The sequence below is a fragment of the bacterium genome (genome assembly GCA_024224155.1).
In the GTDB taxonomy this organism is placed as follows: Bacteria; Acidobacteriota; Thermoanaerobaculia; order Multivoradales; family JAHEKO01; genus CALZIK01.
Map to the genome: position 1 here is coordinate 1 of JAAENP010000283.1, position 23,063 is coordinate 23,063.

Annotated in this window: 29 protein-coding genes; 23 read left to right on the forward strand and 6 right to left on the reverse strand. The window is 63.1% G+C overall.

The genetic code is table 11. From position 1 onward, the window contains the following. From GY769_14595 to GY769_14670, 16 genes are all read left to right on the forward strand, one after another. Positions 1-459 (forward strand): hypothetical protein (locus tag GY769_14595; GenBank protein MCP4203148.1); only part of this gene is annotated, 459 nt, incomplete at its 5' end. An 89-nt stretch (positions 460-548) separates the two neighbouring features. Next, positions 549-701 carry a DUF2442 domain-containing protein gene (locus tag GY769_14600; protein ID MCP4203149.1) on the forward strand — a complete coding sequence of 51 codons (153 nt, stop codon included), beginning with the start codon at positions 549-551 and terminating at the stop codon, positions 699-701. A 420-nt stretch (positions 702-1,121) separates the two neighbouring features. Beyond that, positions 1,122-1,691, forward strand: a complete 570-nt coding sequence (locus tag GY769_14605) for a hypothetical protein (GenBank protein MCP4203150.1) — start codon at positions 1,122-1,124, stop codon at positions 1,689-1,691. A 207-nt stretch (positions 1,692-1,898) separates the two neighbouring features. Further along, the gene (locus tag GY769_14610; GenBank protein MCP4203151.1) at positions 1,899-2,186 is read left to right on the forward strand and encodes a hypothetical protein; all 288 of its coding nucleotides are present in this window, start codon (positions 1,899-1,901) and stop codon (positions 2,184-2,186) included. A gap of 66 nt (positions 2,187-2,252) precedes the next feature. Next, positions 2,253-2,564 (forward strand): hypothetical protein, encoded by a 312-nt coding sequence (locus GY769_14615; protein ID MCP4203152.1) that lies wholly within the window; start codon positions 2,253-2,255, stop codon positions 2,562-2,564. A gap of 72 nt (positions 2,565-2,636) precedes the next feature. Next, a complete protein-coding gene (locus tag GY769_14620; protein MCP4203153.1) occupies positions 2,637-2,870 on the forward strand; it encodes a hypothetical protein in 234 nt (77 codons plus the stop codon). Between the two features lie 64 nt (positions 2,871-2,934). Further along, a complete protein-coding gene (locus GY769_14625) occupies positions 2,935-3,306 on the forward strand; it encodes a cupin domain-containing protein (GenBank protein ID MCP4203154.1) in 372 nt (123 codons plus the stop codon). Next, the gene (locus tag GY769_14630; protein MCP4203155.1) at positions 3,303-3,926 is read left to right on the forward strand and encodes a carbonic anhydrase; all 624 of its coding nucleotides are present in this window, start codon (positions 3,303-3,305) and stop codon (positions 3,924-3,926) included. The genes GY769_14625 and GY769_14630 overlap by 4 nt, the downstream gene beginning before the upstream one ends. A gap of 42 nt (positions 3,927-3,968) precedes the next feature. After that, complete coding sequence (locus GY769_14635) at positions 3,969-4,376, forward strand: hypothetical protein (GenBank protein MCP4203156.1); 408 nt, start codon at positions 3,969-3,971, stop codon at positions 4,374-4,376. Positions 4,377-4,381: 5 nt separating this feature from the next. Further along, positions 4,382-5,011: a class I SAM-dependent methyltransferase gene (locus GY769_14640; GenBank protein ID MCP4203157.1), complete on the forward strand. Its 630-nt coding sequence runs from the start codon at positions 4,382-4,384 to the stop codon at positions 5,009-5,011. Between the two features lie 12 nt (positions 5,012-5,023). Further along, positions 5,024-5,656 (forward strand): DUF2238 domain-containing protein, encoded by a 633-nt coding sequence (locus GY769_14645; GenBank protein ID MCP4203158.1) that lies wholly within the window; start codon positions 5,024-5,026, stop codon positions 5,654-5,656. Between the two features lie 83 nt (positions 5,657-5,739). Beyond that, a complete protein-coding gene (locus GY769_14650; protein MCP4203159.1) occupies positions 5,740-6,243 on the forward strand; it encodes an N-acetyltransferase in 504 nt (167 codons plus the stop codon). A 72-nt stretch (positions 6,244-6,315) separates the two neighbouring features. Continuing rightward, positions 6,316-6,633: a hypothetical protein gene (locus GY769_14655; protein ID MCP4203160.1), complete on the forward strand. Its 318-nt coding sequence runs from the start codon at positions 6,316-6,318 to the stop codon at positions 6,631-6,633. A 99-nt stretch (positions 6,634-6,732) separates the two neighbouring features. Beyond that, positions 6,733-6,978, forward strand: coding sequence for a hypothetical protein (locus tag GY769_14660; GenBank protein MCP4203161.1), 246 nt, complete (start codon positions 6,733-6,735; stop codon positions 6,976-6,978). A 63-nt stretch (positions 6,979-7,041) separates the two neighbouring features. Continuing rightward, on the forward strand, positions 7,042-7,893 hold the full coding sequence (locus tag GY769_14665) for a Ku protein (GenBank protein MCP4203162.1): 852 nt from the start codon (positions 7,042-7,044) through the stop codon (positions 7,891-7,893). A 52-nt stretch (positions 7,894-7,945) separates the two neighbouring features. Next, complete coding sequence (locus GY769_14670) at positions 7,946-8,803, forward strand: tetratricopeptide repeat protein (GenBank protein MCP4203163.1); 858 nt, start codon at positions 7,946-7,948, stop codon at positions 8,801-8,803. Between the two features lie 18 nt (positions 8,804-8,821). Here GY769_14670 and GY769_14675 read toward each other — a convergent pair whose 3' ends face one another. The 4 genes from GY769_14675 to GY769_14690 are packed head-to-tail and all read right to left on the reverse strand — an operon-like array spanning position 8,822 to position 10,950. Next, complete coding sequence (locus GY769_14675; protein MCP4203164.1) at positions 8,822-9,652, reverse strand: hypothetical protein; 831 nt, start codon at positions 9,650-9,652, stop codon at positions 8,822-8,824. Beyond that, positions 9,649-9,924 (reverse strand): PqqD family protein, encoded by a 276-nt coding sequence (locus GY769_14680; GenBank protein MCP4203165.1) that lies wholly within the window; start codon positions 9,922-9,924, stop codon positions 9,649-9,651. Before GY769_14680 ends, GY769_14675 begins: the two co-directional genes overlap by 4 nt. 39 nt (positions 9,925-9,963) lie before the next feature. Next, entirely contained in the window at positions 9,964-10,629 is a 666-nt protein-coding gene (locus GY769_14685) for a DUF3179 domain-containing protein (protein ID MCP4203166.1), read from the reverse strand. A 3-nt stretch (positions 10,630-10,632) separates the two neighbouring features. Next, on the reverse strand, positions 10,633-10,950 hold the full coding sequence (locus tag GY769_14690) for a DUF3179 domain-containing protein (GenBank protein ID MCP4203167.1): 318 nt from the start codon (positions 10,948-10,950) through the stop codon (positions 10,633-10,635). Positions 10,951-11,048: 98 nt separating this feature from the next. Here GY769_14690 and moaA point away from each other — a divergent pair, with 98 nt between their 5' ends. Continuing rightward, a complete protein-coding gene (moaA, locus tag GY769_14695; GenBank protein MCP4203168.1) occupies positions 11,049-12,110 on the forward strand; it encodes a GTP 3',8-cyclase MoaA in 1,062 nt (353 codons plus the stop codon). Between the two features lie 23 nt (positions 12,111-12,133). Next, a complete protein-coding gene (locus GY769_14700) occupies positions 12,134-12,733 on the forward strand; it encodes a hypothetical protein (protein MCP4203169.1) in 600 nt (199 codons plus the stop codon). A gap of 16 nt (positions 12,734-12,749) precedes the next feature. On the opposite strand, the gene GY769_14705 is transcribed toward GY769_14700, so the two are convergent. After that, complete coding sequence (locus GY769_14705) at positions 12,750-14,264, reverse strand: FMN-binding glutamate synthase family protein (GenBank protein ID MCP4203170.1); 1,515 nt, start codon at positions 14,262-14,264, stop codon at positions 12,750-12,752. A 42-nt stretch (positions 14,265-14,306) separates the two neighbouring features. Between GY769_14705 and GY769_14710 the strand changes: the two genes are divergently transcribed. Both GY769_14710 and efp read left to right on the forward strand, forming a co-directional pair. Next, on the forward strand, positions 14,307-16,982 hold the full coding sequence (locus GY769_14710; GenBank protein ID MCP4203171.1) for a PAS domain S-box protein: 2,676 nt from the start codon (positions 14,307-14,309) through the stop codon (positions 16,980-16,982). A gap of 53 nt (positions 16,983-17,035) precedes the next feature. Further along, complete coding sequence (gene efp / locus GY769_14715; GenBank protein MCP4203172.1) at positions 17,036-17,599, forward strand: elongation factor P; 564 nt, start codon at positions 17,036-17,038, stop codon at positions 17,597-17,599. Positions 17,600-17,608: 9 nt separating this feature from the next. On the opposite strand, the gene GY769_14720 is transcribed toward efp, so the two are convergent. After that, positions 17,609-19,318: an aldehyde dehydrogenase family protein gene (locus GY769_14720; GenBank protein ID MCP4203173.1), complete on the reverse strand. Its 1,710-nt coding sequence runs from the start codon at positions 19,316-19,318 to the stop codon at positions 17,609-17,611. A gap of 565 nt (positions 19,319-19,883) precedes the next feature. Between GY769_14720 and GY769_14725 the strand changes: the two genes are divergently transcribed. The 3 genes from GY769_14725 to GY769_14735 all read left to right on the forward strand — a co-directional run. After that, positions 19,884-21,524 carry a porin family protein gene (locus GY769_14725; protein ID MCP4203174.1) on the forward strand — a complete coding sequence of 547 codons (1,641 nt, stop codon included), beginning with the start codon at positions 19,884-19,886 and terminating at the stop codon, positions 21,522-21,524. A gap of 131 nt (positions 21,525-21,655) precedes the next feature. Next, positions 21,656-22,051: a BlaI/MecI/CopY family transcriptional regulator gene (locus tag GY769_14730; protein MCP4203175.1), complete on the forward strand. Its 396-nt coding sequence runs from the start codon at positions 21,656-21,658 to the stop codon at positions 22,049-22,051. After that, positions 22,048-23,063 (forward strand): M56 family metallopeptidase (locus tag GY769_14735; GenBank protein MCP4203176.1); only part of this gene is annotated, 1,016 nt, incomplete at its 3' end. The genes GY769_14730 and GY769_14735, both read left to right, overlap by 4 nt.

Genomic DNA, 23,063 nt, shown 5'->3' on the forward strand with positions numbered 1-23,063 from the left:
GAACACGAAGATTTCTGGCGGACAACAGTTCGGACCATCATTCATGACACTGAAAATGGTGACGCGGCAGATCTCTCGTTGGCCCTCGCCATCGACATGCTTTGGCCATGTCACTGGAGGTTTGTGGAGAATCTCCGGATTGTTCTTGACGCGATTGGCGGGAAGCTCAATTCGGAGAAGCCATTTGCAGCGTGTGGCAGGAACATAACCTTGTTACCGATTCGCCGCCGGTTGGGGATTGTTTCCAATACTCTAAGGGTCTTTTATGGCGACCCGGAGTCAGACCAGGAGCTGGATAGAGATTTACTGGTGCTGCTTGGGAAACCGACGGAAGTAAAGCAATGGCTTGCCGCCTCCCTAGACAAGACAATGAGGCTTCAGCTGAGCCCGCCAGCCGAACTACGAGCGATGTCTGCCCTGGCCGGGCCTGAGTGGATAAAACAGCAAATCTCCGGCTGAGGGGCTAAAGTCTCGTGATATACGTCGCCATATTGACTGGGTGCTGGATCAACTAGAAGAGGCCAAGGCAGTTCTCACGTCGACGCGGGATGTGGTTCAAGGGCGCACCGGTCGAAGCGATTCTCGAGGTCGAGCGGCATCAACCGCATCACCTGTACTGGCCGACCCTAGATGTCGACCTCACCGTCGACTCGATCGAACATCCAGAGCATTATCCGCTCAAAGCGAAGCCCGGCATCTAACCCCTCGCTGCATCGGACACCGCCTCTTGTGCTCCGAGCCGCGTGTAAACTTCGCTTCAGTGGTTAGCATCAGAAACGTAATTCTCACTAGCACCGCAGACGGTGCCGGTGAGCTCAAAATCCGTTAGGCAGCATTGGGGCAGGAAGTCTGTGATGCTGAGGAGATCAGGCGCAGCGATAGGCACCGCGTTGTGCGCTGTGGTTGTCGCGGGGCTCGCTGACTCCCTTCGCCCAAGGTGTGACCGAATCTCACGCCGCGTGCTGCCGGGCCTTCTTGCGCCCTTTGATCGTGGCCTCGGTGATTCCCTGTGGTCTGAGCTGAGCGCGGTTTCCACTGAACATCCCGTCTACGGCTTCATCGTTCCGAATCCCTACGAAGTAGTTTTTCCTCCCCACCCCTGTCCCCCAGGCTGGACAAGTGTGCTGGACTGGACAAATATCCAATCGGGAGTGTGGACGGTGATTCCTCCTCTGGACGTTGCCCTGATCACTATTCCGCGTTGGGAGGATTCGCCCGAGATCTATTTGTCCAAGGTGGTCTTCCTCAATCCCGCTGCCGTTTCCCTGGGAAGTGAGAAGTCGGTCTCGCGCTTTCTTCTGGTCCAACTCGGAGGTGGGGTCGAAGGCTTGCGGTACCAGGCTCTGTTGTCGGAAGAAGATGAGTCGGTAACGATATGGCGAGGACCGTTCGAATCACAGCAGAAGCTCTTCGAGCCACAGTCGGTCGTGGTGCCAGCCGAGAAGATACGGCGGATCTTCGGCAGCGTTGCGGTTTCGGGCTTGCGGACGACCTCACGGGTTGAGTGGCAGTGCGACACCCTGGATGGTGCCGTCGCGGTGTTTGTCTACTACGATGGAGATCGAGTCGGCAGGATTGCGTATGTGAATTCCCGCAGGCCTTCGGTGGCACTCCGCAGGGTACTTCGGGAGCTGTTTCTTGCCACCGGTTCTACGGACAAACGGCTGACAGTCTATGAGGATGCTGCCTAGCCCTTCGCGGTACCGGACACCACAAGCATGCGTTCTTCAACCGTAACCATGTTTAGGTTCACCAGCTCACTTCGAGGGGCCGCTTCTGCCACCGGTTCCAGTGAGCTCAGAATCCGTTAGACGGCACGGCACTGGGCCTTCGCGTCCAACAACAGAGCTTCGGTGCGCGACACATGAAAGAGCGAAACCACCAACGAGGAGAGAGCAATGAAGAAGTTCATGATTCTGCATTTCGGATTCGAGAAACCCACGCCTGAAGTCATGGAGGCCTGGAGGAAATGGTTCGAGTCGATCGCCGACAAGCAGGTCGACCAGGGCGGTTTCAGCGGTGGGCGTGAAATCTCAAACAGCGGAACGAAAGATCTGCCGTGGGGCATGGAGTCCATTACCGGCTACAACATCATCGAGGCCGAAGACCTCGACGAGGCAGAGGAGATCGCACAAGACAATCCATACATCGCAAGCATCAGGGTCTATGAGATCAGATCGATGTAAGACGCAACGTCGGGTGCGTCCGCGGTCTCTGTGGGTTGGTCCTAGTCGCGACAGGGCCATCAAGTGATGTCCTACAGAGCGAGATTGCTGCTCAGTGCGTTTTTCGTCCTGATGGGCGTCATGGTCCTGCTGGCTGCATTCGATGTCGGCCCGCTGTCCGGCTCCGAGACCCATGCGCCCAGCTGGGTCATCGGTGTCAGCGGGGTCGTCTTCGCGAGTTGCGGTGTTGTACTCAGCGCATCAAGCCAGAGAATCGGCAGATGGGGGGCGGGTGCTGTCGTCATCGGTCTTTCAGTGATCTTCAGGTGGGTCGCCCTGTTCGGGGAAGCCCTGTACTTCTCCGGCGGATCGTGGCTCTTGTTACGAGGTACTTGTTGAACGCGACGCCGCCTCGTGCGCTCCGGGCCAGGTGTAGACTTCGTGTTTCAGGGGGGAGCGAGGTATGCTCACATGAGTTCTTCCAGCCTGCTTTCTTGCGACGCCGCGATAAACCTGGTTCTCGGTGCCCTGCTGCTTGCATTCCCGGCGAGTGTCGTTTCGGCTCTCGGTATTCCAGCGGCCGAGGTCGCCTTTTACCCGAGCATTCTTGGAGCCGTTCTGTTCGGTATCGGTATCGCGCTGTTGATCGAGCGTGCTCGTGGGCATCAGCGGCCTCGAGCTCATCGTCCGGCGGCGCTCCCGTGAGGGGCGGACGAGCTGATCACTCGCAGGTCGTGAAGCCGACAGTGGAGTCTGCGAAGTGAAGAGTATGAACCTCAGCACAGAGGCCGAGAAGCTTCGGAAATACTGGTCGCCGAAGGTGGTTGGTCGCGTCAATGATCAGTACGTCAAGGTCGCGAAGCTCAAAGGGGACCTGACCTGGCACAAACACGACCTCGAAGATGAGCTGTTCCTCATCATCAAGGGGAATCTGGTCATCGAGTACGAAGACCGGAAGGTGCATCTGAGGGAGGGCGACTTTCACGTGGTACCAAAGGGGAGAATGCACAATCCCGTGTGCAGCGAGGAATGCTGGGTGGCGCTGATCGAGACCGTTACTACGAAGCACACCGGTGACGTTGTTACCGACAAGACAAAATCCATCGAGGCTCAGCTAGCGGGGAGCGGCCAACCCGAATGATGTCGGCCCAGGAGGCGCTCGGGCGTCTGCGCGAGGGCAATCGGAGGTTCGCGGCGGGCCGCAGGCTCGGAGACACGTTGTCGAGTCCTTCGCGGAGAGCCGAGGTGGCCAAGGGGCAGGAGCCCATTGCGGTCATCCTCGGCTGTTCGGATTCGCGCGTGCCGGCCGACATCGTGTTCGACCAGGGACTCGGAGATCTTTTCGTCGTAAGGGTCGCCGGGAATATCGCGGCGCTCTCGCAAATCGGCAGCGTCGAGTTTGCCGTATCCAAGCTCGGAGTTCGGCTCGTCGTGGTGCTGGGGCACTCCCATTGCGGAGCCGTTACGGCCGCGTTGGAGGAGCTTGAGCAGCCGACGGAGAGGCGCTCGGAGGGCCTGGACTCGATCCTCGATCGGATTCGTCCCTCGGTCGAGCAGGCTTTGGTGAACGGACCGCCCGCGGCCGGGGCCGCGCTGGTTGGCCACGCTGTTCGCGCCAACATCAGCGCTCAGGTTCGCCGGCTTCAACACGGCTCCGAGACTGTGAAGCGACTGATTCGGGAAGAAGGGCTCAGGGTCGTCGGCGCCGAGTATTCGCTGGAGACGGGGCTGGTCGAGTTCTTCGAGGGAGAGCTCGGATAGGCCTGTGGAGGAAGCAGCGAGTACAACGGGAGAGCCTCGACGATGCGTATAGAAAGGAGCCTGGTTCTTCCTCAAGCTCTGGTCTTGGCGCTTCTCTACGTAGGTCTGAATCGACTGATCCTGCTCGCGGTACTGGTTCGCTATCCGCCCAATCCGGGCCATGCCCCGAATGTCACCGCCCACCTCGCTTTCTGGGAGTTCTGGTTCGTGCAGCACGGTGGGCTCGCGTCGGTCCAGAAATCGCTGATGCTCGTGAACGTGCTGCTGGTCTTGCTCATCTGGGCGCGGTTTCGCGGCCTGCCCAGGGGCTCCTCCGGGCTCCGCTTGTTTCAGCTGGTCACGTTCGGCGGCGCCGCCGCGGTCTTGGCTTACCAGCAGTACTACCTGTACCGGCTGACTCTGATTGAACCGCTGTACGAGTTGAAGCTGATCTCCGTGCTGACGCCGTAGGAACGATGCTGCTCAACCGCGTTGAATACGCCCTGATGAACAACCCGGTTCGGGCTGCGATCCAACGGCGCTACGAGGTTCCGAAACTGCTCCGCCTGGGGGGAGCCATGCGTGGCGGGCGGGCGCTCGAGGTCGGTTGCGGGCGGGGAGTCGGCACCGGTCTCATTCATCGAACCTTCGGTGCCGATTCGGTGGACGCCTTCGACCTGGATCCGCGGATGGTGACTCGCGCTCGCAGCAGGGTGGCGCCGCTCGGTTCCCGGGTGCGACTCTGGCTCGGAGACGCCAGCGCGATCGCCGCTCCGGATGCGACCTACGACGCCGTTTTCGACTTCGGCATCATCCATCATGTGCCCGAATGGCGCCGAGCCGTGGCGGAGGTGCACCGAGTTCTCAAGCCGAACGGACGCTTCTACGCCGAGGAGGTTCTCGAGGGCTTTATCGGTCATCCCATCACCCGTCGCCTGTTCGAGCACCCTCAGGTCGATCGTTTCGATTCAACCGGCTTTTCCCGAGAGCTTCAGGCATCCGGTTTCGAGCTCGTTGCGACCGAGGAGCTATGGGGCTCCGTCGCCTGGTTCGTTGCCCGCAAGCGGGCGAACGTCGAGGCCTTTCGCCCGTCGCAGTCGGAGTAGACTCTCGAGTCCATGACGAGGTCCGTAGCCTCTTCCAGAGAACCCATCATCCTGCTCGGCCTGACCGGGCTCGTGCTGCTTTGGTCCGGCATCCAGCCCCATGAGCGCGGAACGTGGTGGCTCGAGGTCGCTCCGGTGTTGATCGGGGCGCCGGTGCTCGTCGCCACGTACTCGCGTTTCCGCCTCTCGCCGCTCCTCTACCGCCTTCTATTTGTCCACGCGGTGATCCTGATGGTCGGCGGCCACTACACCTACGCCCGAGTGCCGATCGGGTTCTGGGCGCAGGATCTCCTGGATCTGTCGCGAAATCACTACGACCGCCTCGGCCATCTCGCCCAGGGGTTCATACCGGCGGTTCTCACGCGAGAGCTCCTGGTCAGGATCTCACCGCTGGCTCGCAGCAAATGGCTGCCTTTCCTGGTCGTCTGCGTCTGTCTAGCTTTCAGCGCGTTCTATGAGTTGATCGAGTGGTGGGCGGCTCTGATCGGCGGGGCGGCTGCGGATTCCTTCCTCGGAGCTCAGGGAGACATCTGGGACACTCAGTGGGACATGTTTCTGGCGTTGGCGGGCGCGATTCTGGCTCTGCTCTTGCTGCGGCGCCTCCACGACGGGTCCATGCAGTCTCTCGGTGTGAATCCCGGTTGATTCGGCGGGGCGCGGAAGGCTCGCATTGAAAGTGATCTCACCGGGCGAGAAGCGATTCGTTGCCGACGGTCAGGAGGTGTGACATGCAGATTCGGGCTGAACGAGAAGAAGATGCGGCTGCGATCCGGGCGGTGAACGAGTCGGCTTTCGAGACCGCGGCCGAGGCGGATCTGGTCGAGGCGCTGCGCGAACTGGCGAGGCCGCTTCTCTCCCTGGTAGCCGAGGCCGACGGCGCGATCGTCGGGCACATCCTGTTCTCGCCGGTCACGCTGAGCGGCCATCCCGAGCTCGAGATCATGGGGCTCGCGCCCATGGCGGTCGAGCCGGAACACCAGCGCGCGGGCATCGGTTCCGCGCTCGTGCGTGCCGGCCTCGAGCAGTGCGGGGAGCTTGGCTTCGGCGGCGTCGTGGTTCTGGGGCATCCCGAGTACTACCCGCGTTTCGGCTTCGCGCCCGCAGTGGGCTTCGGCATCGGCTGCCAGTACGAGGTGCCCGACGAGGCGTTCATGGTTCTGGAGCTCGAGCCGGGCTATCTGTCCGGCGTTTCGGGCGAGGTTCGGTACCACCCGGCGTTCGAATCCATATAGTGTCGAGTCTCCGGATCGTGCGGCCTTCGGGTCTAGAGATCGAGCGATCAGTGAGATACTTTTGGTGGTCTGATGCCGTCACGCTACGCTTATATCTGGGAGTATCGCGTCCGCCCGGAGGCAGCGGTCGAGTTCGAAAGAGCCTACGGTTCCGAGGGGGTCTGGGCAGAGCTTTTTCGCCGGCACGAGGGCTACGTTCGGACCGAGCTCCACAAAGACCTCAAGAGGCCCGCTTGGTACCTGACCATCGATTACTGGCGGTCGAAAGAGGACTGCGAGGACTTCCGAGGCTGTTTCGCGTCGGACTTCGAAGCGCTCGATAGGGAGTGCGAGCGGTTGACCGTGGAAGAGCGGTACTTCGGTGAGTTCTCCCGGGTTGGTCAAGGATGAGGAGTTTCTGCTCGAGCTCGAGCCGGAGGCTACGCACTACGAGGTGCTGACGAGGCCGTGACCTTCCTCATCCTGCTCGCCGTTGCCGCCGTGACCGCCATGTTTCTGATCGACCGGTTCTTCCGGGCGCGAACCCAGCGCTTGCGCGACGCAGGCCTCTACCCGCCGGCAGGGCAGGGAAGTCTGGCCGATGTCGAGCGGCTGGTTCGGGCACGGCGGAAGATCGAGGCCATCAAGCTCTATCGGGAGATTCACGGCGTCGGTCTCAAGGAGGCCAAAGAGGGTGTCGAAGCCTTGATGGCCGAGATTGGGCGCGAGGGTGCGAGCGACGCCATCGACCCCTAGGTCCGCGGCCGGCAGGCGGCAAAGTCCTTTGTTCGTGGGTAGTTGTGCTACCATGCGCGGATTATGGCAGCACGATCCATGTCTTCCGGCACGATTTCGTTCGGTCTCGTCGCGATACCGGTGAACCTGTATTCGACGGGCGAAACGCAAAAGAAGGTCAGCTTTTCGATGGTGCACGAGGAGTGCGGCACCCGGGTCAAGTACCGCTACTACTGCCCGACCGACGACAAGCTGATCGAACGCGACGAGATCACCAAAGGCTACGAGTTCGCCAAGGGGCAGTATGTCCTGTTCAACAAGGAGGAGCTCAAGGCGCTCGACCCCGAGCCCACGAATGCGATCGAGATTCAGGAGTTCGTGCCGCTCGAGCAGGTGGATCCGATCTACTTCGAGAAGGCCTACTACCTGGGTCCCGGAAAGGCCGGCGCCAAGCCCTACAAGCTCCTTTCGAGAGCCTTGGCCGATACCGGCCGGGCGGCGCTGGCCAAGTACGCCGCGCGCGGCAAGAACTACATCGTCTTGCTGCGGCCGTTCGAGGGGGGGCTGATCATGCAGCAGCTGCGCTACGCGGTGGATCTTCGCGCTTTTGGCGAGGTGCCGATCGAAGAGGCCGAGATTGCCGATGCGGAGCTCGAGCTGGCCAAACAGATCGTCGAGCAGAGCGCGTCCGACGAGTTCAAACCCGAGCAGTACGAAGACGAGGTGCGCAACCAGGTCTGGGAGCTGATCGAGAAGAAGATCGGCGGCGAGGAGATCGTCGCGGCGCCCCAGGAGGCGCCCAAGGCCCAGATCATCGACCTCATGGAGGCCCTCAAGGCGAGCCTGGGCGACGACAAGAAGGCCGGGCGCAAACCGCCGAAGCGCTCCAAGAGAAAGCCGGCCGCCTCGGCGAAGAAGAAGGCGGCCAAGGGGTAGCACCCTGTTCACGGCCGAGCTGTTTCCGGAACTCGTGGTGCGAGAGCGTCGCATGGCACCGATCCTCGGCTATACGACAGCCGAGGCCTCCCGCATGCTGCGGTTGGAGCCGGCTCGGATTCGCTCGTTCGTGCGCTCTGGGTTTCTCGAGCCGGAGCGCGGACCCCGGCGTGAGTATCGCTTCCGCTTTCAGGATCTCGTGGTTCTGCGGGCGGCCCGCGATCTTGCCGCGCAAAAAATCCCACCGCGCCGCCTGCGCCGCGTGCTGAGGGACCTGAGAGCCCAGCTCCCGCGGGGCAGGTCACTCGCCGAGTTGCGCATCTCGTTCGAGGCCGGCAACATCGTCGTGCGCTCCGGGGGAGAGGCTTGGGAGCCCGAATCCGGGCAGCGCCTTCTGGACTTCGAGGTCGCCGAGCTGGCCGCCAAGGCCGCGCCGCTGGCCCCGGTTCTGATCCAACGCGCCGGAGATCCCTCGGTATTGACGGCCGAAGACTGGTACGAGCTCGGCTTCGAGCTCGAGGCGTCGTCGATCGATCAGGCCCGTGCGGCATATGAGCGCGCGCTCGACTCCGACGAGGGGCACGCCGATGCCCACCTCAACCTCGGACGCCTGGTGCACGAGGAGGGGCACCCAGAGTCGGCCTTCGGGCACTACCAGGCCGCGCTCACCCTTCGGCCCGATGACGCGACGGCGGCCTTCAATCTCGGCGTGGCCCATCAGGATCTGGGCAAGATCGAAGAAGCCCTGGCCTGCTATAGGGCGTCGCTCGAGGCCGATCCTTCTTTGGCCGATGCTCACTTCAATCTCGCGGTTTTGCTGGAACAGGCGGGAGATTCCGCCGGCACGATCCGTCACCTCAAGGCCTACATGAGAATGAAGGGTCTGCGAGTGGGACTCGGCGCGCGGTAGCCGCCCCGGTAGTCACCACTAGCTCGAAAACAGTTCGCTCAAGGCCGCGCGCGCGGCGGCGGCGCTCGAGTAGACGAATCGAGCGATCTCGACTCTTTCGAGCAGTTCGATCATGCGATCGAACTGGGTCTCGGTCTCGACGTTGGGTGGAAACGAATACCCAAGGACCTCGGGCAGCGCGTCCTCGGCTCTGATCGATTCGAACCTGGTGTCGGCTTGCACTTGAAACCTCGGCAATAGGATTCGGGTCGCACGATCCGTCGGAGCCGCATCGTTCCCGAATCGACAAGGTTCGTAGCGCACGACCGGAGGGACGAGACGATGCAGGCGGCCGTGCACGGGGAAGTTCGCTGTGAACTCGGCAATCAAGCTCTCCGAGAGCGAGAGCGTCTGCGGATAGGGAAAGACTCGCCACGAGGCGGGGTCGCATAGCGTGATCTCTTCGCACAGAACCGGATGCCCGAGTTCCGCCAGCTGAAAGGTGGTGGAGGACTTGCCGCTGTCTGAATTGCCCAGCATGAGACACGCCCCCGCCGGCGTCGAAACCGCGCCGCCGTGCAGAGTGACGTGACGGTCGGCCTCGGCGATGACCGTTCGCTCGATCTCCTCTTCGAGCGCCAGGACCGCCAAGGCCGGATGGGTGAGCCGGCGCCGGACCGCCGAGGAAGCAACGGTCTCGATCTCGAAGCCCTGGTCGGTGCGGCGAAGCCGCAGGTAGTGACCTTCCGCATTCTGCGAGTCCTCGGCCGAGCGGGCCGTGGGATAGAGCGCGGGCAGGAGCTCGGCACAGGCCCGATCCAGGCTGAGAACGAAGCGCGACTCGCCTAGCGTCAGGGTGAAGTGCTTCAAGGCGCCGGTTCGATCATTCGATACTCGAGAAACGACGCCAGGGCGACGTCGAGGTCGGCTCGGATGCTCTCTTCGCCTCCGTCGGTGGCCTCGGTCAGCATCAGGACCAGCTCTTCGCGCGTCGCCGGCTCTTCCAGATACTCGAGTATCAACCGGGCCGTCGGGTTGAGCACGTGCAGCGCTTTCTGTTCGCTCACGAAGGCGGCGACCGATCGGCCGACCGGTTTGATCTTGACTTCCGGCCGGCGTCGAAATCTGTCCTGCTCAGTCACCCGGAGAATGGTAACCGAAAAGACCCGGCGACTCCCAGCCTAGCGGAGGAGCTTCGAGTCCGAGTTGACCGAGATCCAGCTGTACCAAAAAGTATCGAACCCCTCCAGGGGCCGGCCAGCGACGGTGGTCTGTCGCGCCGCGGCTATGAGCTTGTCGAGACCGGTGGCGGCGGCGTAGTCACTGTCGACGGTCCAGGCGCGTGTCGAGGCGAAGATCGAAGCTCCGGTGTCGCGATAGAGAAGAACCTTGCGGCTCGGGTCTCCGGGCAAGCCAAACAGCCGCCCGCCCTCGAAGGCGGAATGAGGCGCGGCATAGGTCCGGCCCTCTAACCAGAAGCTGAAAACCGGTGTCTTGGGCTCGAGCCGCTCGTCCGCGATCTGGAGATCGCGGAAGGTCTTGTCCGATGAGAAGTAGTTGTCGTAGGGGTTGTTGAGGCGGTGCTCCTGCCCGTCGACGGAAAGCACCGTTGTTTCGGGGTAGCGTTCTCTCCAGTCCCGCCACGTCGTCTTCTCACCGACCGGCAGCTCGTCGAGCTCGGCGCCGTCTAGCTCTCCGCCGATGGCGGAGGAGGTCATGATCGACCACCAACTGTCGGTCTCGCGGTCGCGCATGACCAGCGAAGCGTTCATCAGCGCTCCGGAGGCCTCGAAGTTGAGGGTCTTGGAGGAAACGTCGCGGTCGTAGACTACGGCCGTATTGGCCAGCGGTCACCAGACGGCGGCGAAGTTCGTTTCCCCGATCCGGTCGTTGACGATTTCGTGGGAGTTGAGCAGGTTGAGGCTGTAGGCGCGGGCCTGGCCGTCGATCGCGACGCCCAGCACCCAGGCGTCATCCGGGATCTCGGCTTGCGCGGCGGGCACGTAGTCGGGCTCGAAGACCGCCGGGATGCCACCTCTGGGCAGAATCTGCTCGACGCCGGCAGGCGGAGTCTCTCTAACCGCGGTCGGCTCCGCGCCCGAGGCTCTCGCGAGCGGGGAGAGCGCCAGGGTCAAAGCCGTGCAGATGGCAAAGGTTCTCAGTTTCATGACGGGCTCGATGGGCATCGATTCTAGTACGGGCCTCTTCGGGCTTCGGATTCTATTCAAGTGGCAAGGGTCTTTGCCGGCGGTCCCGGGCGGATAGAATCCTCGACGTGACCAGGACCGACCCATCGGCCCGGCGATCCGAGCCGGCGCACGGCACGGCGGTTGCCGACCGTCTCCGCCGGCCGCTGCACGACCTGCGGATCTCGGTCACCGACCGATGCAATTTCCGCTGCACCTACTGCATGCCCCGCGACGTCTTCGGCGCCGACTATCCGTTTCTGCCGCGCGACGAGATCCTCAGCTTCGAGGAGATCGGCCGTCTTGCCGCTCTGTTCGGGCAACTCGGAGCGCGCAAGTTCCGAGTTACCGGCGGCGAGCCGCTGTTGCGCAAGGGCCTCGATCGGCTGATCTCGATACTGGCCGCAATCGACGGCGCCGATGTCGCACTCACCACCAACGGTGTGCTCCTGCCGAATCAGGCTGCGGCGCTGGCGGCCGCGGGGCTCCGGAGGGTCACGATCAGCCTGGATTCGCTCGAGGACGGCGTACATCGGGAGATGGGGGACACCACGGCGCCGGTCGAGAGCGTGCTCGCCGGTATCTCGGCAGCGGAGAAGGCCGGTCTCTCTCCGGTCAAGATCAACACCGTGGTTCGGCGCGGCTGCAACGAGGACGCGATTCTGGATCTGGTGCGGCACTTTCGAGGTAGTGGGCACATCGTTCGCTTCATAGAGTTCATGGACGTCGGCATGACCAACGGCTGGTCGTTGGACGAGGTCGTGCCGGCCGATGAGATTCTCGAGCGGATCGGCGAGGTCTATCCGGTCGAGCCGATGGGGCCGAACTATCCGGGCGAGGTCGCGCGCCGATATCGCCTGCTGGACGGGTCGGGCGAGCTCGGGATCGTGGCGTCGGTTACGCACCCGTTCTGCGGTGGCTGCACTCGGGCTCGGCTGTCGACCGACGGGCAGCTCTTCACCTGCCTGTTCTCGTCCGAGGGGCTCGATTTGAGAGCCCCTCTTCGAGCCGGTGCCGGCGACGACGAGCTCCTCGCCATCATCGGCGGACGCTGGCAATCGCGAAACGACCGGTACTCCGAGCAGCGCTCGCAGGCCACGTTGGCGCCGGCCAAGATTGAGATGTCCTATATCGGCGGCTGAGGGAATTGGATAAGCTTGAAAGGATGCTTCGCTGGACGGTCTTCAGAGGCGCAGCGCTGACCCTCGCGATCTGCGGGAGTCTCGGGGGTATGGGCGGGATCGGCGGCATCGGCGGCGGGGCTCTCTGGGCCCAGGAGGAGGCTCCCCTCGAGAGAATCGAGTTCGAGAGCGCCGGGATTCCGGGCCCGAACACCATCTATCTCCGGGGCATCGGCGAGGACGACGCCGGAGGACTCTTGCGTCTCGAGATCTGGGCCAACGAGGTGACGGATCTCTACGGCCTGGGTCTGACGATTCAGTTCCCCAAGCAGCTCTTTCGGTTCCCGAAGTCGCGCTCCTCGGTGTTCGTCGAGGGGTCGTTTCTGAGTGAGGACGGAGACCAGGACAGCGTGCTGCTGGTAAGGCAGTTCGGCAAGGAGATCATCATCGGTCACACCCGTGTCGGTGAGACGGCCGGCGTGAGCGGATCGGGCTTGCTGATGACGCTTGAGTTTCGCGGTCTCGAGGTTGCCGGCAAGAAGCTCTTCCGGTTGCGCCGTACGCGTGCCTTCGATTCGTCCGGAGCCGTCGCCGAAGGCTACTCCTGGCTCACCGGGAAGGCGATCGTAACTATCCCGGAGTGACCCCGGCGTGCGGCTTCTAGGCCATCAAGGCTTCGATTCGCTCGCGGTCCACAGCCGATGGCAGGCTGTGGTCGGGAGGATAGGCGAAGACCTCGGCCGCACCACGGCATCCGAGGCGATTGTCGAGGATGTCGAAGTGCTCGAGCGTGATCAACGCCGGGTGCTTGACTCCGCAGGCGTGTGACAGCTGCTTGAGCTCCTTGCGCAGGGTAACGATGTAGTTCGCGAGCCGGGCGGCCTTGAGCTCCGGATCCAGGCCCCTCATCAGCCATTTGTTCTGGGTCGTGACTCCGGTCGGACAACGGCCGGTGTGGCAGCGTTGTGCCTGGATGCAGCCGATCGCCATCATCGCCTCCCGACCGACGTTGACCAGGTCGCATCCGAGGGCGAAGGCCAGCATGGCGTCGGTCGGGAAGCCCAGACGGCCCGACCCGATGAAGACGACTTTCTCATGCAGGTCGTTGTTGGCGAAGATCGAGTAGACCTGAGCGAAACCGACCTTGAAGGGCTGCGCTACGTGGTCGGTAAACGCCAGCGGGCCCGCGCCGGTTCCACCCTCGCCGCCGTCGACGGTCACGAAGTCGACACCGCGAGGCGTCGAAGCCATTCGTTCGGCGAGCTCGCGCCAGAATCCCAGGTCTCCCACCGCCGACTTGATGCCGATCGGAAGCCCGGTGGCCTCGGCCAGCTCTTCGACAAAGTCGAGCAGGCCGTCAACGTCTGTGAAGGCGCGGTGATAGGAGGGGCTGACGCAGTCTGTGCCCTCGGGGATGCCGCGAATCGCCGCGATCTCGGGAGTCACCTTGGCTCCCGGGAGAATGCCTCCCAGGCCGGGCTTGGCGCCCTGGCTGAGCTTGATCTCGATCGCGCGAACCGGAGCTCTGGCGACGGTTTCGAGGAAGCGGTCCTTGGAGAAGCTACCGTCGTCGCCTCGACAGCCAAAGTAGCCGGTGCCGATCTGCCAGATCAGCTCGCCCCCGCGCAGGTGGTAAGGGCTGATGCCGCCTTCACCGGTGTTTTGCAGGCACGACCCGAGTCGGGCGCCGCGGTTCATCGACTCGACAGCGGCGGCGCTCAGAGAACCGAAACTCATCGCTGAGATGTTGATTACGGATTCTGGACGGAAGGCCCGCGGGCGGCCGAGGGCTCCGCCCAGAACCTTGGCACACGGGAGTGGGTGATCCTCGCTGTAGCCTGGTTCTCCTGGATGCAGGGCCGGCAGCGGGAAGGCCGAGTGCTTCATGATGAGGTGGTTCGACGTCAGCTCGAGGTCGTTGTCGGTGCCGAAGCCGAAGTAGTTGTTCTGCTTCTTCGATGAGGCGTAGACCCAGCGTCTCTGGTCGCGTGAGAACGGCCGCTCTTCGTCGTTGCTGACGACGATGTACTGCCTGACCTCGGGTCCGATGGCCTCGAGCCAGTAGCGGAAGTGCCCGATGATCGGAAAATTGCGCAGTATCGCGTGTCTGCGCTGGACGACGTCGTAGAGGGCGACGACGAAGATGAGTCCGACGAGAGACAGAAGCCAAAGCATGAGTTGGTCCTTTCGGGCTGCTAGGATTGTAGTCGTTTCCAGATGCAACAACGACCGATCCAGATCATCGTCGCGAGCAACGTGGCGGTGATGGCGGTGGGCTGTCTATTTCTGTTTCAGTACTGGCGTCTCGGGGCGATGGTGGTGTTCTGGTCGCTGGTCGCCGCATTGGCGATCGCCGGGCTCAACCTGGCTTTTCTGGTTCGAACGCGGAGGATCAAGCTCTGCGGCTACATTTCGGCGTCGGTGTTGTTCGCTTTGCTGGTGGTCGCGATCGCCTCTTCGGGAGGCTTCTACGATCCTGGGTTCGCGTGGCTCTACGTCGTGCCGGTGGCCGCCGCATTTCTGGTCGATCTCACCGCTCTTGTCGTTTTTCTCGCTCTGGTTTTGGCGACGACGGTGGTCTTCTGGCTGCTTCCCGGGAGCCCGCTACCCAATCTGGTGCCCGCGGACATGCACCATGTGCACAGCCTGTTCAATCGGCTGGCGACGGTGCTCTCGCTGGGAGTGATCACCGCGCTCTTCGTTCGCGCCCAGTATCTGGCGATGCGTTTGCTCAGGAGAACCAATCTGGCTCTGAAGGAGGAGGCCGAGGCCCACACTCGGACAACCACGGCGCTGGCCGAGAGTGAGGCGCAGTTTCGAGACCTGATCGAGAACAGCGCCGACATGATCTGGACGCACGACCTCACAGGAACCATTCTCAGTGCCAACGAGTCGTTCATCGGCTTTCTGGGGTTCCCGGTCGAGGAGGTCATCGGCAGTGGCGGAGATCGTTTTCTGCAGCGGGACTCCGTGGCGAAATGGTCCGAGTATCTGAAGAAGATAGCCGAGGAGGCTTCGTACCGCGGCCTGATGACGTTCGTCAACCGCGATGGGGAGGTCAAGGTTCTCGAGTTTCACAACACGCTTCGGGACGATGGCGTCCAATCGCCGTTGGTGCGGACGCTGGCTCGGGATGTCTCCCGGCAGGTGGCCTCGCAGGAAGCTCTCCGAAGCCGGGTGGACCAAGAGCAACTCATGGTGTCGATTTCGACGCGCTTCATCGATACCGCCGCCGACCAGCTGGTGCCCGCCATAGCTGTCGCACTCGGAGAGATCGGGGTGTTTCTCGACTGCGATCGGCTGAACTTCTTCCTGCTTCAGCGCGGCGAGGGGCGTTTCAAGCCGTTCGGTCAGTGGTCTCGGGACTCGGCACGGGGCGACGCCGACGCAGATTCCGGTGCGGTTGCCATTCCCTGGCTTTTCCCCCGGCTCGAGCAGTTCGAGACGATCGCGGTGTCGCGGCTCTCGGATCTAGCGGAAGAAGGACGGGCGGACCTGGCCGCTCTGCTCGGCGACGACGTGCGCTCGGCGACGATCGTTCCGGTCTTCGGTAGGGAGGGACTGATGGGTCTGTTGACGCTCGAGGCCGTGGCGAACGAGCGCGAGTGGCTGCGCGAGCATCAGGCTCTCGCTCACATTGCCGGCATGGTCTTCGGCAATGCCATCATGAGGGCGCGGGACCAGCGCCGGGCGCTGCGGTTGGAGAGCGAGATTCAGCAGGCGCGAAAGATGGAGAGCCTGGGTCTCATCGCCGGCGGGATCGCGCACGACTTCAACAATCTTCTGATGGTGGTGTTGGGCAACACGTCGGTGGCCATGTCCCAGGTGCAGGAAGGCACCGGGGCCCAGGAAGCGTTGCAGGCGATTGACTCTTCGGCTCGGAGAGCCGCCAAGCTGACCGCCCAGATGCTGGCGTATGCGGGCGGAGCCGCGGTGGATCGCAGGGCGACCGCGCTCAATGAGTTGGTGGAGCTCGAGCTCGAACAGATCAGGAGCGGCACGAGAGGTGGAGTAGAGATCCACACGTCTCTCGGGGCCGAGCTTCCCGAGATCTTCGCCGATCCCGCACTGGTCCGGCAACTGCTCAGAGCGCTGGTAGACAACTCGCTCGAAGCGGTTGGGGAAGACGGGGGCACGGTGCGGATCGAAACCACCTCGGTTGTTCTGGAGAGCTCGTCGCCCGCCCGCGGCTACCGTCCCATCCGGAACAGAGCGGCGGCAGGGACTTACGGAGTGCTGGAGGTGGGTGATTCGGGTCCTGGGATCGAGGCCGGAGCCCTTCAGAAGATCTTCGATCCTTTCTTTTCGACCAAGTTCGCCGGGCGTGGCCTCGGGCTCGCAGCCGCCCTGGGTGTGGTTCGAGGTCATGAGGGGTTGATCGAGGTCGAGTCGGACGACTCCGGCACGCGGATACGAGTCTTCATTCCAGTGGCGAGGAGCGGAGTGCCGTCGCCCTCGCAGTCGCTCTCGACACCAGCCGCGGAGCCCGCGCGGGGCGACGACTCGAACCCCGCGATTCTGGTCCTGGAGCCGGATCCGGCGGTACTCGCCGTTCTAGGCGACTTGTTGACGAGCGGCGGCTTCGAAGCGGTTGGGGTCCGGACCGCACAGGAGGCGAGCGGTCTGTTGGCCGAGGGAATCGCTCGTTTCCGAGCTGTGGTGGCCGATCTGAAGGCCGTGGAGGCCAGTGACTCACTCCTCGCGGCGCGTTGGCGCACCGAGAGCATTCCCTGGATTTTCAGCAGTGACGAGCGCAAGGGAGATATCTCGGCCCGACTGGTCTCCGCCGGCGCCTCGCAGTTTCTGTCCAAACCGTTCGATGGCCGCAAGCTACTTTCTTTGCTCGAAGGTCTTCTGCGAGAATACGGACTCGCCGGGACCGTCGAAGCCTGATGGCTCCAAGATCCCGAGCGATCGCCGATACTTAGGAGGTTTCCCCGATGGGTATGCTCGACGCCAACCAGTGTCGCTCAGGAACTAAGCTCTTGTTGGATGGAGAGCTTTATACGGTCGTCGAAAGAAGACACCACAAGCCGGGCAAAGGCGGCGCATTCGTGCGCTTCAAGCTCAAGGGGATCGTGTCGGGCAAGGTGATCGATCACACGGTGCGCGCCGGCTCGAAGATGGAGACCGCGGACGTCACGGTTCAGAAGATGCAGTATCTCTACAAGCAAGGTGATGATTTCGTCTTTATGGACACCGACACCTACGATCAGCATACGGTGGAGGCCGATCTGCTCGGCTATTCGTCGAACTTCCTCGCCGAGAATGCCGAGGTCGAGGTCACGATTTACGAGAACAAGCCCATCGGCGTCCAGTTGCCGCAGAAGATGGTCTTCGAGATCGTCGTGACGATCGACAATCCGAACATGGGCAACACCGCGACCAACGTGACCAAGGACGCGACGATCGAGACCGGCCTGACGATTCAGGTGCCGCCGTTCATCAAGACCGGAGAGAAGGTCCAGATCTCCACCGAAGACGGCAGCTACGTTCAGCGGTCGTCTTAGGATGCCAGGCTAACCGCGCATCGCGGCCAGGACGATGCCCGGTATCTTGGTGGCACCGGGGGAGGCCTCGAAATCGACCAGCCGGCGCCCAACGCCATGCGAGTTCTTGTGGCTGACGAACCAAGGCGGCTTGGGGAAGACCCGGAACGGCCCTTCGACTACGCTCTTCTCCGGCCGGTTGAAGAAGAACGTGTTGTGGACCGTGCCGATGCCGCTCTGGATGTCCGTCAGGGTGTGTCCCGGAAACGCCCCCCAGGTCGTCGAGCCGAAGGCGTAGGCCATGGCCGGCCACTGGTTGATCCCGACCGCGCCGTAGCGAAGGCCGGCGATGGCTCGATCGATCTCCGGGCCCAGCTCACGGCGTGAACGGGGATCGGCGATCAGACCGGCGTTGAGGGTCCCGTAGAGACGGTCGTTGCAGAAGTCGACTGCGGCTCCGAGGAAGTCGGCCGCGTCGTTTCCAGGTAGCCCAGTTTCGCAGGTTACGGTGCAGAAGGACTCCTCCTGAAAGGCGAGATGGTCGATTGACGGATCAAGGCCCGCGATCAGCGCCGGCGCCAGCGCCCCGCTCCGGGGCTCGCCCAGCAGCTCGGCTCCGGGGTGGGCCGCGGTGAAGCGAGCGTGGCGGTCGGCGGCACCCGGATAGTAGGCGGGCCGATCCGGCAGGCGGCCGAGGATCCCGCGAAGCTCATCCAACAGTTCCTCTCGCTGATCCCAATCCTGATGGGTGACAATCACCTTGGTCGCGTTGCAGTTGAATCCGCAGTTCTGCGTTATCTGAGTGGCCAGGTTTTCCGCCTGGAACCGCAGCTCGGTGCTGTTCCATCGGCCGGGGAGGATCACCATTGGACTGACGTTGCCCAGCTCGCTGGTGATCGGCTTGGTCAAGAGCGGCGTCCCCGCGGCCTTTCGGCGAGCGGCTTCGTCGCTCGCGCCCCAGACGATCAGGTCGTGGGTGCGGGCGCTGCCGGTGATATGGACCTCGTCGATGTCCGGGTGATGGCAGAGGAAGGAACCCGCGTCGGCCGCTCCGGTGACGATACGCACGAAGCCGTCACGGATCATCTCGGCGAAGGCGTCCTCGAAGAAAGGGCCCAGATAGTCGTTCACCGGGTTGAGCTTGAGGATCGCGACGTGGCCCTCGAAGAAGAGCTTGTGGACCACATCCAGCGGCGCGATGCTGGCGACGTTGCCCGCGCCCAGGACGAGCGCGACGCCCGGTTCCGGGTTCTCGGTCTTATAGACGCCGCCCATGTGGTTGTACAGGTTTGCGGGCGTAATCTCCGGCTGCATCCAGACCTCGGCGGTGAAGCCGGAGTAGAGAAGGCGGTCGTAGGTCGAAAGCGGAAAAACGTCGACGACGGCTCGGCCATCGTTGCCGCTGCGCACCCGGCTCGGATCGATCCGGATACGGCCGTGCTTGCGCAGGTCGTCCAGAGACTCGATCAGGAGCCGGAGGTGCCGCGCGACGATGTACGGGCCTCCGATCCAGTCTTCACCGGCCAGAGGCGAATCGAAGGGGACGCCTTTCGCTTCGCAGGCCGCCTGCACCTGTCCGGCAGCCGTTCGCACGGTACCGGCTAGCAGGCTTCTCGCGTACTCGATCTTGCGCGCGATCGGCAGCCTGAGCCAGCGATCCTTGTTCCGGCTCAGCTCGGAAACGGCCTGCTCGAGATCGGTCGCCCAGGGCTCCGTCGACGTGGGTCTTGTTTCCAGCATCGAGCCTCCTCCGGGCTCGATTGTATCTCGCGCCGCGGCACGAGGCGGGGGCCGGCCTCCGTGAGGGGGCCGGCGTGGGGAGGAGGGGTGTTGGCGAAGAAAAAGGCTGGGCTTCTAAACCCGGGGTTCCGGGCTTGGCTTGTGATGTCGGAGTCGGCGTGCCTGCTGGACTGTCTCCTAGCGTTGGTGCTTCATCGACCTCGGACGCTCTTCAAAAGAGCAAGGTCCGTGCCATTCCCACGAGGGCTTGTAACGAGGGAGCCTCTCTCACCAAGGCCATATGTTGGTTGGCTTTTCGAGGGCACACCGCGGTTGCGACCCACGGTAACGGTGGTCCGCGTGACCTCCCGTATCCAGTTTTTTGGCATGGATCCTCCAAAATTGCCGAAAATTGTCCGTTTTCGAGGCCGGAGGAGTCCGCCGCCGCCATTCGAATAGACGGTTGACTTGCCAAGTGGCGCGGCACAAGATTGCGAGGCGATGGCGCGCGGTTTTGCCGCGGCCGTGCCCTGATTAGATTGCGCCTTTCGCGCTTGGGAGATTGAGGATGAGAGTAAGTAGGCATATGAAGATTTCTGTCTGGGTTCTGCCGGTTCTGCTGTTGGCCCCACTGGTCACGGCGCCCGCGTTCGGCGAAGAGAACGGGTGTCAGGGTGGGGATCGAGTGACTCCGGTGACGGCCTTCGGGCGCCCGCAGACGACGTTCTCGCGGGAGTCGGCCGCGACCGAGGAGGAGCTGCAGCGGCTTTTCGTGACCTACGAGGACGATCTGAGGGCGGTCCTCGAGTTGGCGGGATGGGGTGGAGATCCGGACGAGCTCTTCGCCGCGGTGCGAGCCGGAAAGGCCGAGGAAGCGTCGTTGTCTCCGGGCACGGAGTTCGAGTGGATGGCCTTCCGCAAGCGCGGCAAGCCGGCTTGTGTGAAGAACATCATGTGGAAAGGCGCGGAGCCGGCCCCGGTCTGGAGTGTCGAGGTCGAGTCCAACGGCTACCACTACACGATGACCGTTCCGAAGAGCTGCCTGAACTTGTCGATGACGCGTGGTTCCGGTCGCATGGTACCGGCGCCGCCACCGACTTGCGAGCTGGCCGCGTCTTTCGACGCCGAGTCCGACACGATTACGGTGCGCGGCTCGACCGACGGCGCCGCACTCGTGGTGACGAGTGTCGGGGAGCCGAGCGGCCCCGGTGATCTCGCGAGGCTCGAGAGCGCCGGCGAGAACGTATGGACCTATAAGCCGACGGACGACGGCCGCTACTCCTTTACCGCCAACGCGCGCCAGGAGTCGGGCAGCCAGAATACCGATTGCAGCGCGGGCGTCGACGTCGAGCGCCGCAAGCCGAAGTTCGACTGCGTCGCCACTGTCGATCCGGACACGGGCCTGATCAATGTCGATTGCACGAAGAGCGTGGGTGATGTCGAGATCACCGGAATCGCCCTGCCCGACGGTGGCGCCGGAGACCTTTCCGCCCTGATGGCGGCGGGGCCGAGCAAGTGGACCTTTGATCCGGCCGACACGCTACCCAGGAAGCCGGGTGACTACGACTACACGTTCTCGGGTGTCGCTCGCTTGAACGGCTTCGAGGATTCGGGTTCGGTGAGCGCGACGGTCAACGTGCCGCCGCGTGGCGGCAGCTGGATCTTCCGTTTCTTCGGTGCCGCGGCCGACGCCTCGGGCGACAGCATTATGACTGGCCCGGTCCGCCAGGACCCGGACGACCTGCTGTCTCCCTTCGTCAGCACCAAGCGGATGATCGGCGACGGCACCGGCTTCGGTCTCGGCCTCGAGAGGTTGATCAACGATAGATACGGCGTGGAGTTGGATGCATTGTTCATCGACCTCGACGGCAACCGCATCTTTGACATGGGCGACGAGTGGACGATGTCGAATCCCGGCGTCGGTTTCGACGCAATCAGCGTTGGCCTCAACGTCCACCTGACGCCGGAGAAGCTTTACGACGTTTTCATCGGGCCGTTTGTGAGCAACGTCAGCTACAGCGACGGCGGCTTCAACGTGACCGAGCCCGACTTCGGTAGCGAGGTCGGCATTGGGGCCAAAATCGGAGCGGATTGGTACTTCGGCGGGCAGAGCAAGTGGGCTCTGGCGACGGCGATCCGCTACCTGCCGATCAAGGCTGGTGACGACGACAACGAGTTCGACGTCGATCCGCTGATCGGAACGGTCGGCCTGGGCGTGCGTTTCTAGCCTCCGAACAGGATCGCTGAAGGCCTCTCCCGCAGGTGCGGGTGGGGCCTTTTCTTTTTCTTGGATGACGAGTGTTGACAGGCTAACTACCTGGGTAGTACTATCGGGGTCGTTGTGAACCGGAGGTCCCAATGAGCCGTAAGTACCAGCTGGGAGATCTGCAGTTGGCGATCATGAAAGTCCTGTGGGCGCAAGGAAGAGCCAGCGCCTCGAGCGTGCACCGAGCGCTCTGGGAGGAGCGCGGCCTGGCGCCGACCACGATCGCGACCATGCTGCGCAAGATGGAGGAGAAGGGCGTCGTGTCGCACCGGCTCGACGGCCGGAAGTTCATCTACGAGCCGGAGATCACCGAAGACGGTGTCCGCCGCTCGATGGTCGAACAGGTCGCTCAGCGGCTCTTTCGGGGTGATGTGGCCGCTTTTGCGAGTTATCTGATCTCCGAGGGCGAGATCGATTCGGACGAGCTTTCCGAGCTCGAGAAGCTGGTGGCCGAGAAGGGCCGGAAAGGACGGGAGCACAGATCATGACGGACACGATTCTCGCCTGGCTTCTGACCTACTGGCTGCACAGTACGATCGCCCTCGGCGGAATGTGGCTGGCATCGCGGTTTCTGCGGAATCGCAATCTGGCTCTCGAGGAGGCCGGATGGAAGGCCGCGCTCTTTGTGACCTTGTTCACCTCGGCCTTGCAGCTGGGCCTAGCCAGCGTGGTCGAGTACCGACCTCTGGCGGGCGCGCTCGTGCTCGAAGCCGCTGAACCAAGACCTCAGGCGGTGGATATCCGGATGTCGGAGCCCAGGGAGAAGGCGTTCGATCTGCGCGGCGACGCCGAGAACGACGGGGCAGAGGCAACCATGACCACGCCCTCGCCCGATCCGATGGCGACCGGCGCAGGCTTGAGCCTCGGGATGGCCAGACCGCGCGGCCGGATCCTGGCCATCGCCCTCTTTCTCTGGTTGGTCGCGACCTCGATTCTGCTCACGAGATTCGTCATCAGCTACGTGCTGCTTTTGAGTCGACTGAAGGGTAGACGTCGGCTCTCGAGCGGACCACACGTTGCGCTTTTGGCACGCCTGAGACGGCGCGCCGGAGTGGCTCGCAGAGTCGGGCTGTCGGTGTGCACGGCGCTGGCGGTGCCCCTGGCCTTGGGTTTGCGTCGTTGGGAAGTGTGTCTTCCCAGCAAGGTGACGGAGGAGTTCAGTGCGGAAGAGCAGGAGACCGTGCTGGCGCACGAACTGGCCCATCTGGTGAGGTACGACGCTCTCTGGCTGCTCGCCGTGCGAATGCTGGCCGGTAGCTTCTTTTTCCAACCTCTGAACTTCGTCGCCGTGAGCAGGCTGGGTGCGCTCTCCGAGCTGCGCTGTGACGACTGGGCCGTAGAGCGCACCGGCCGGCCGGTGACGCTCGCCAAGTGCCTGACCCGAGTCGCCTCCTGGCGCTCGAACCGCTGGGGCGCCTTTCCGGTACCTGCGATGGCGAGCTCCTCCCGGTCACAGTTCGGTGCTCGGGTCCGCCGGCTCGTGGCTAGGAGCTACCCGCA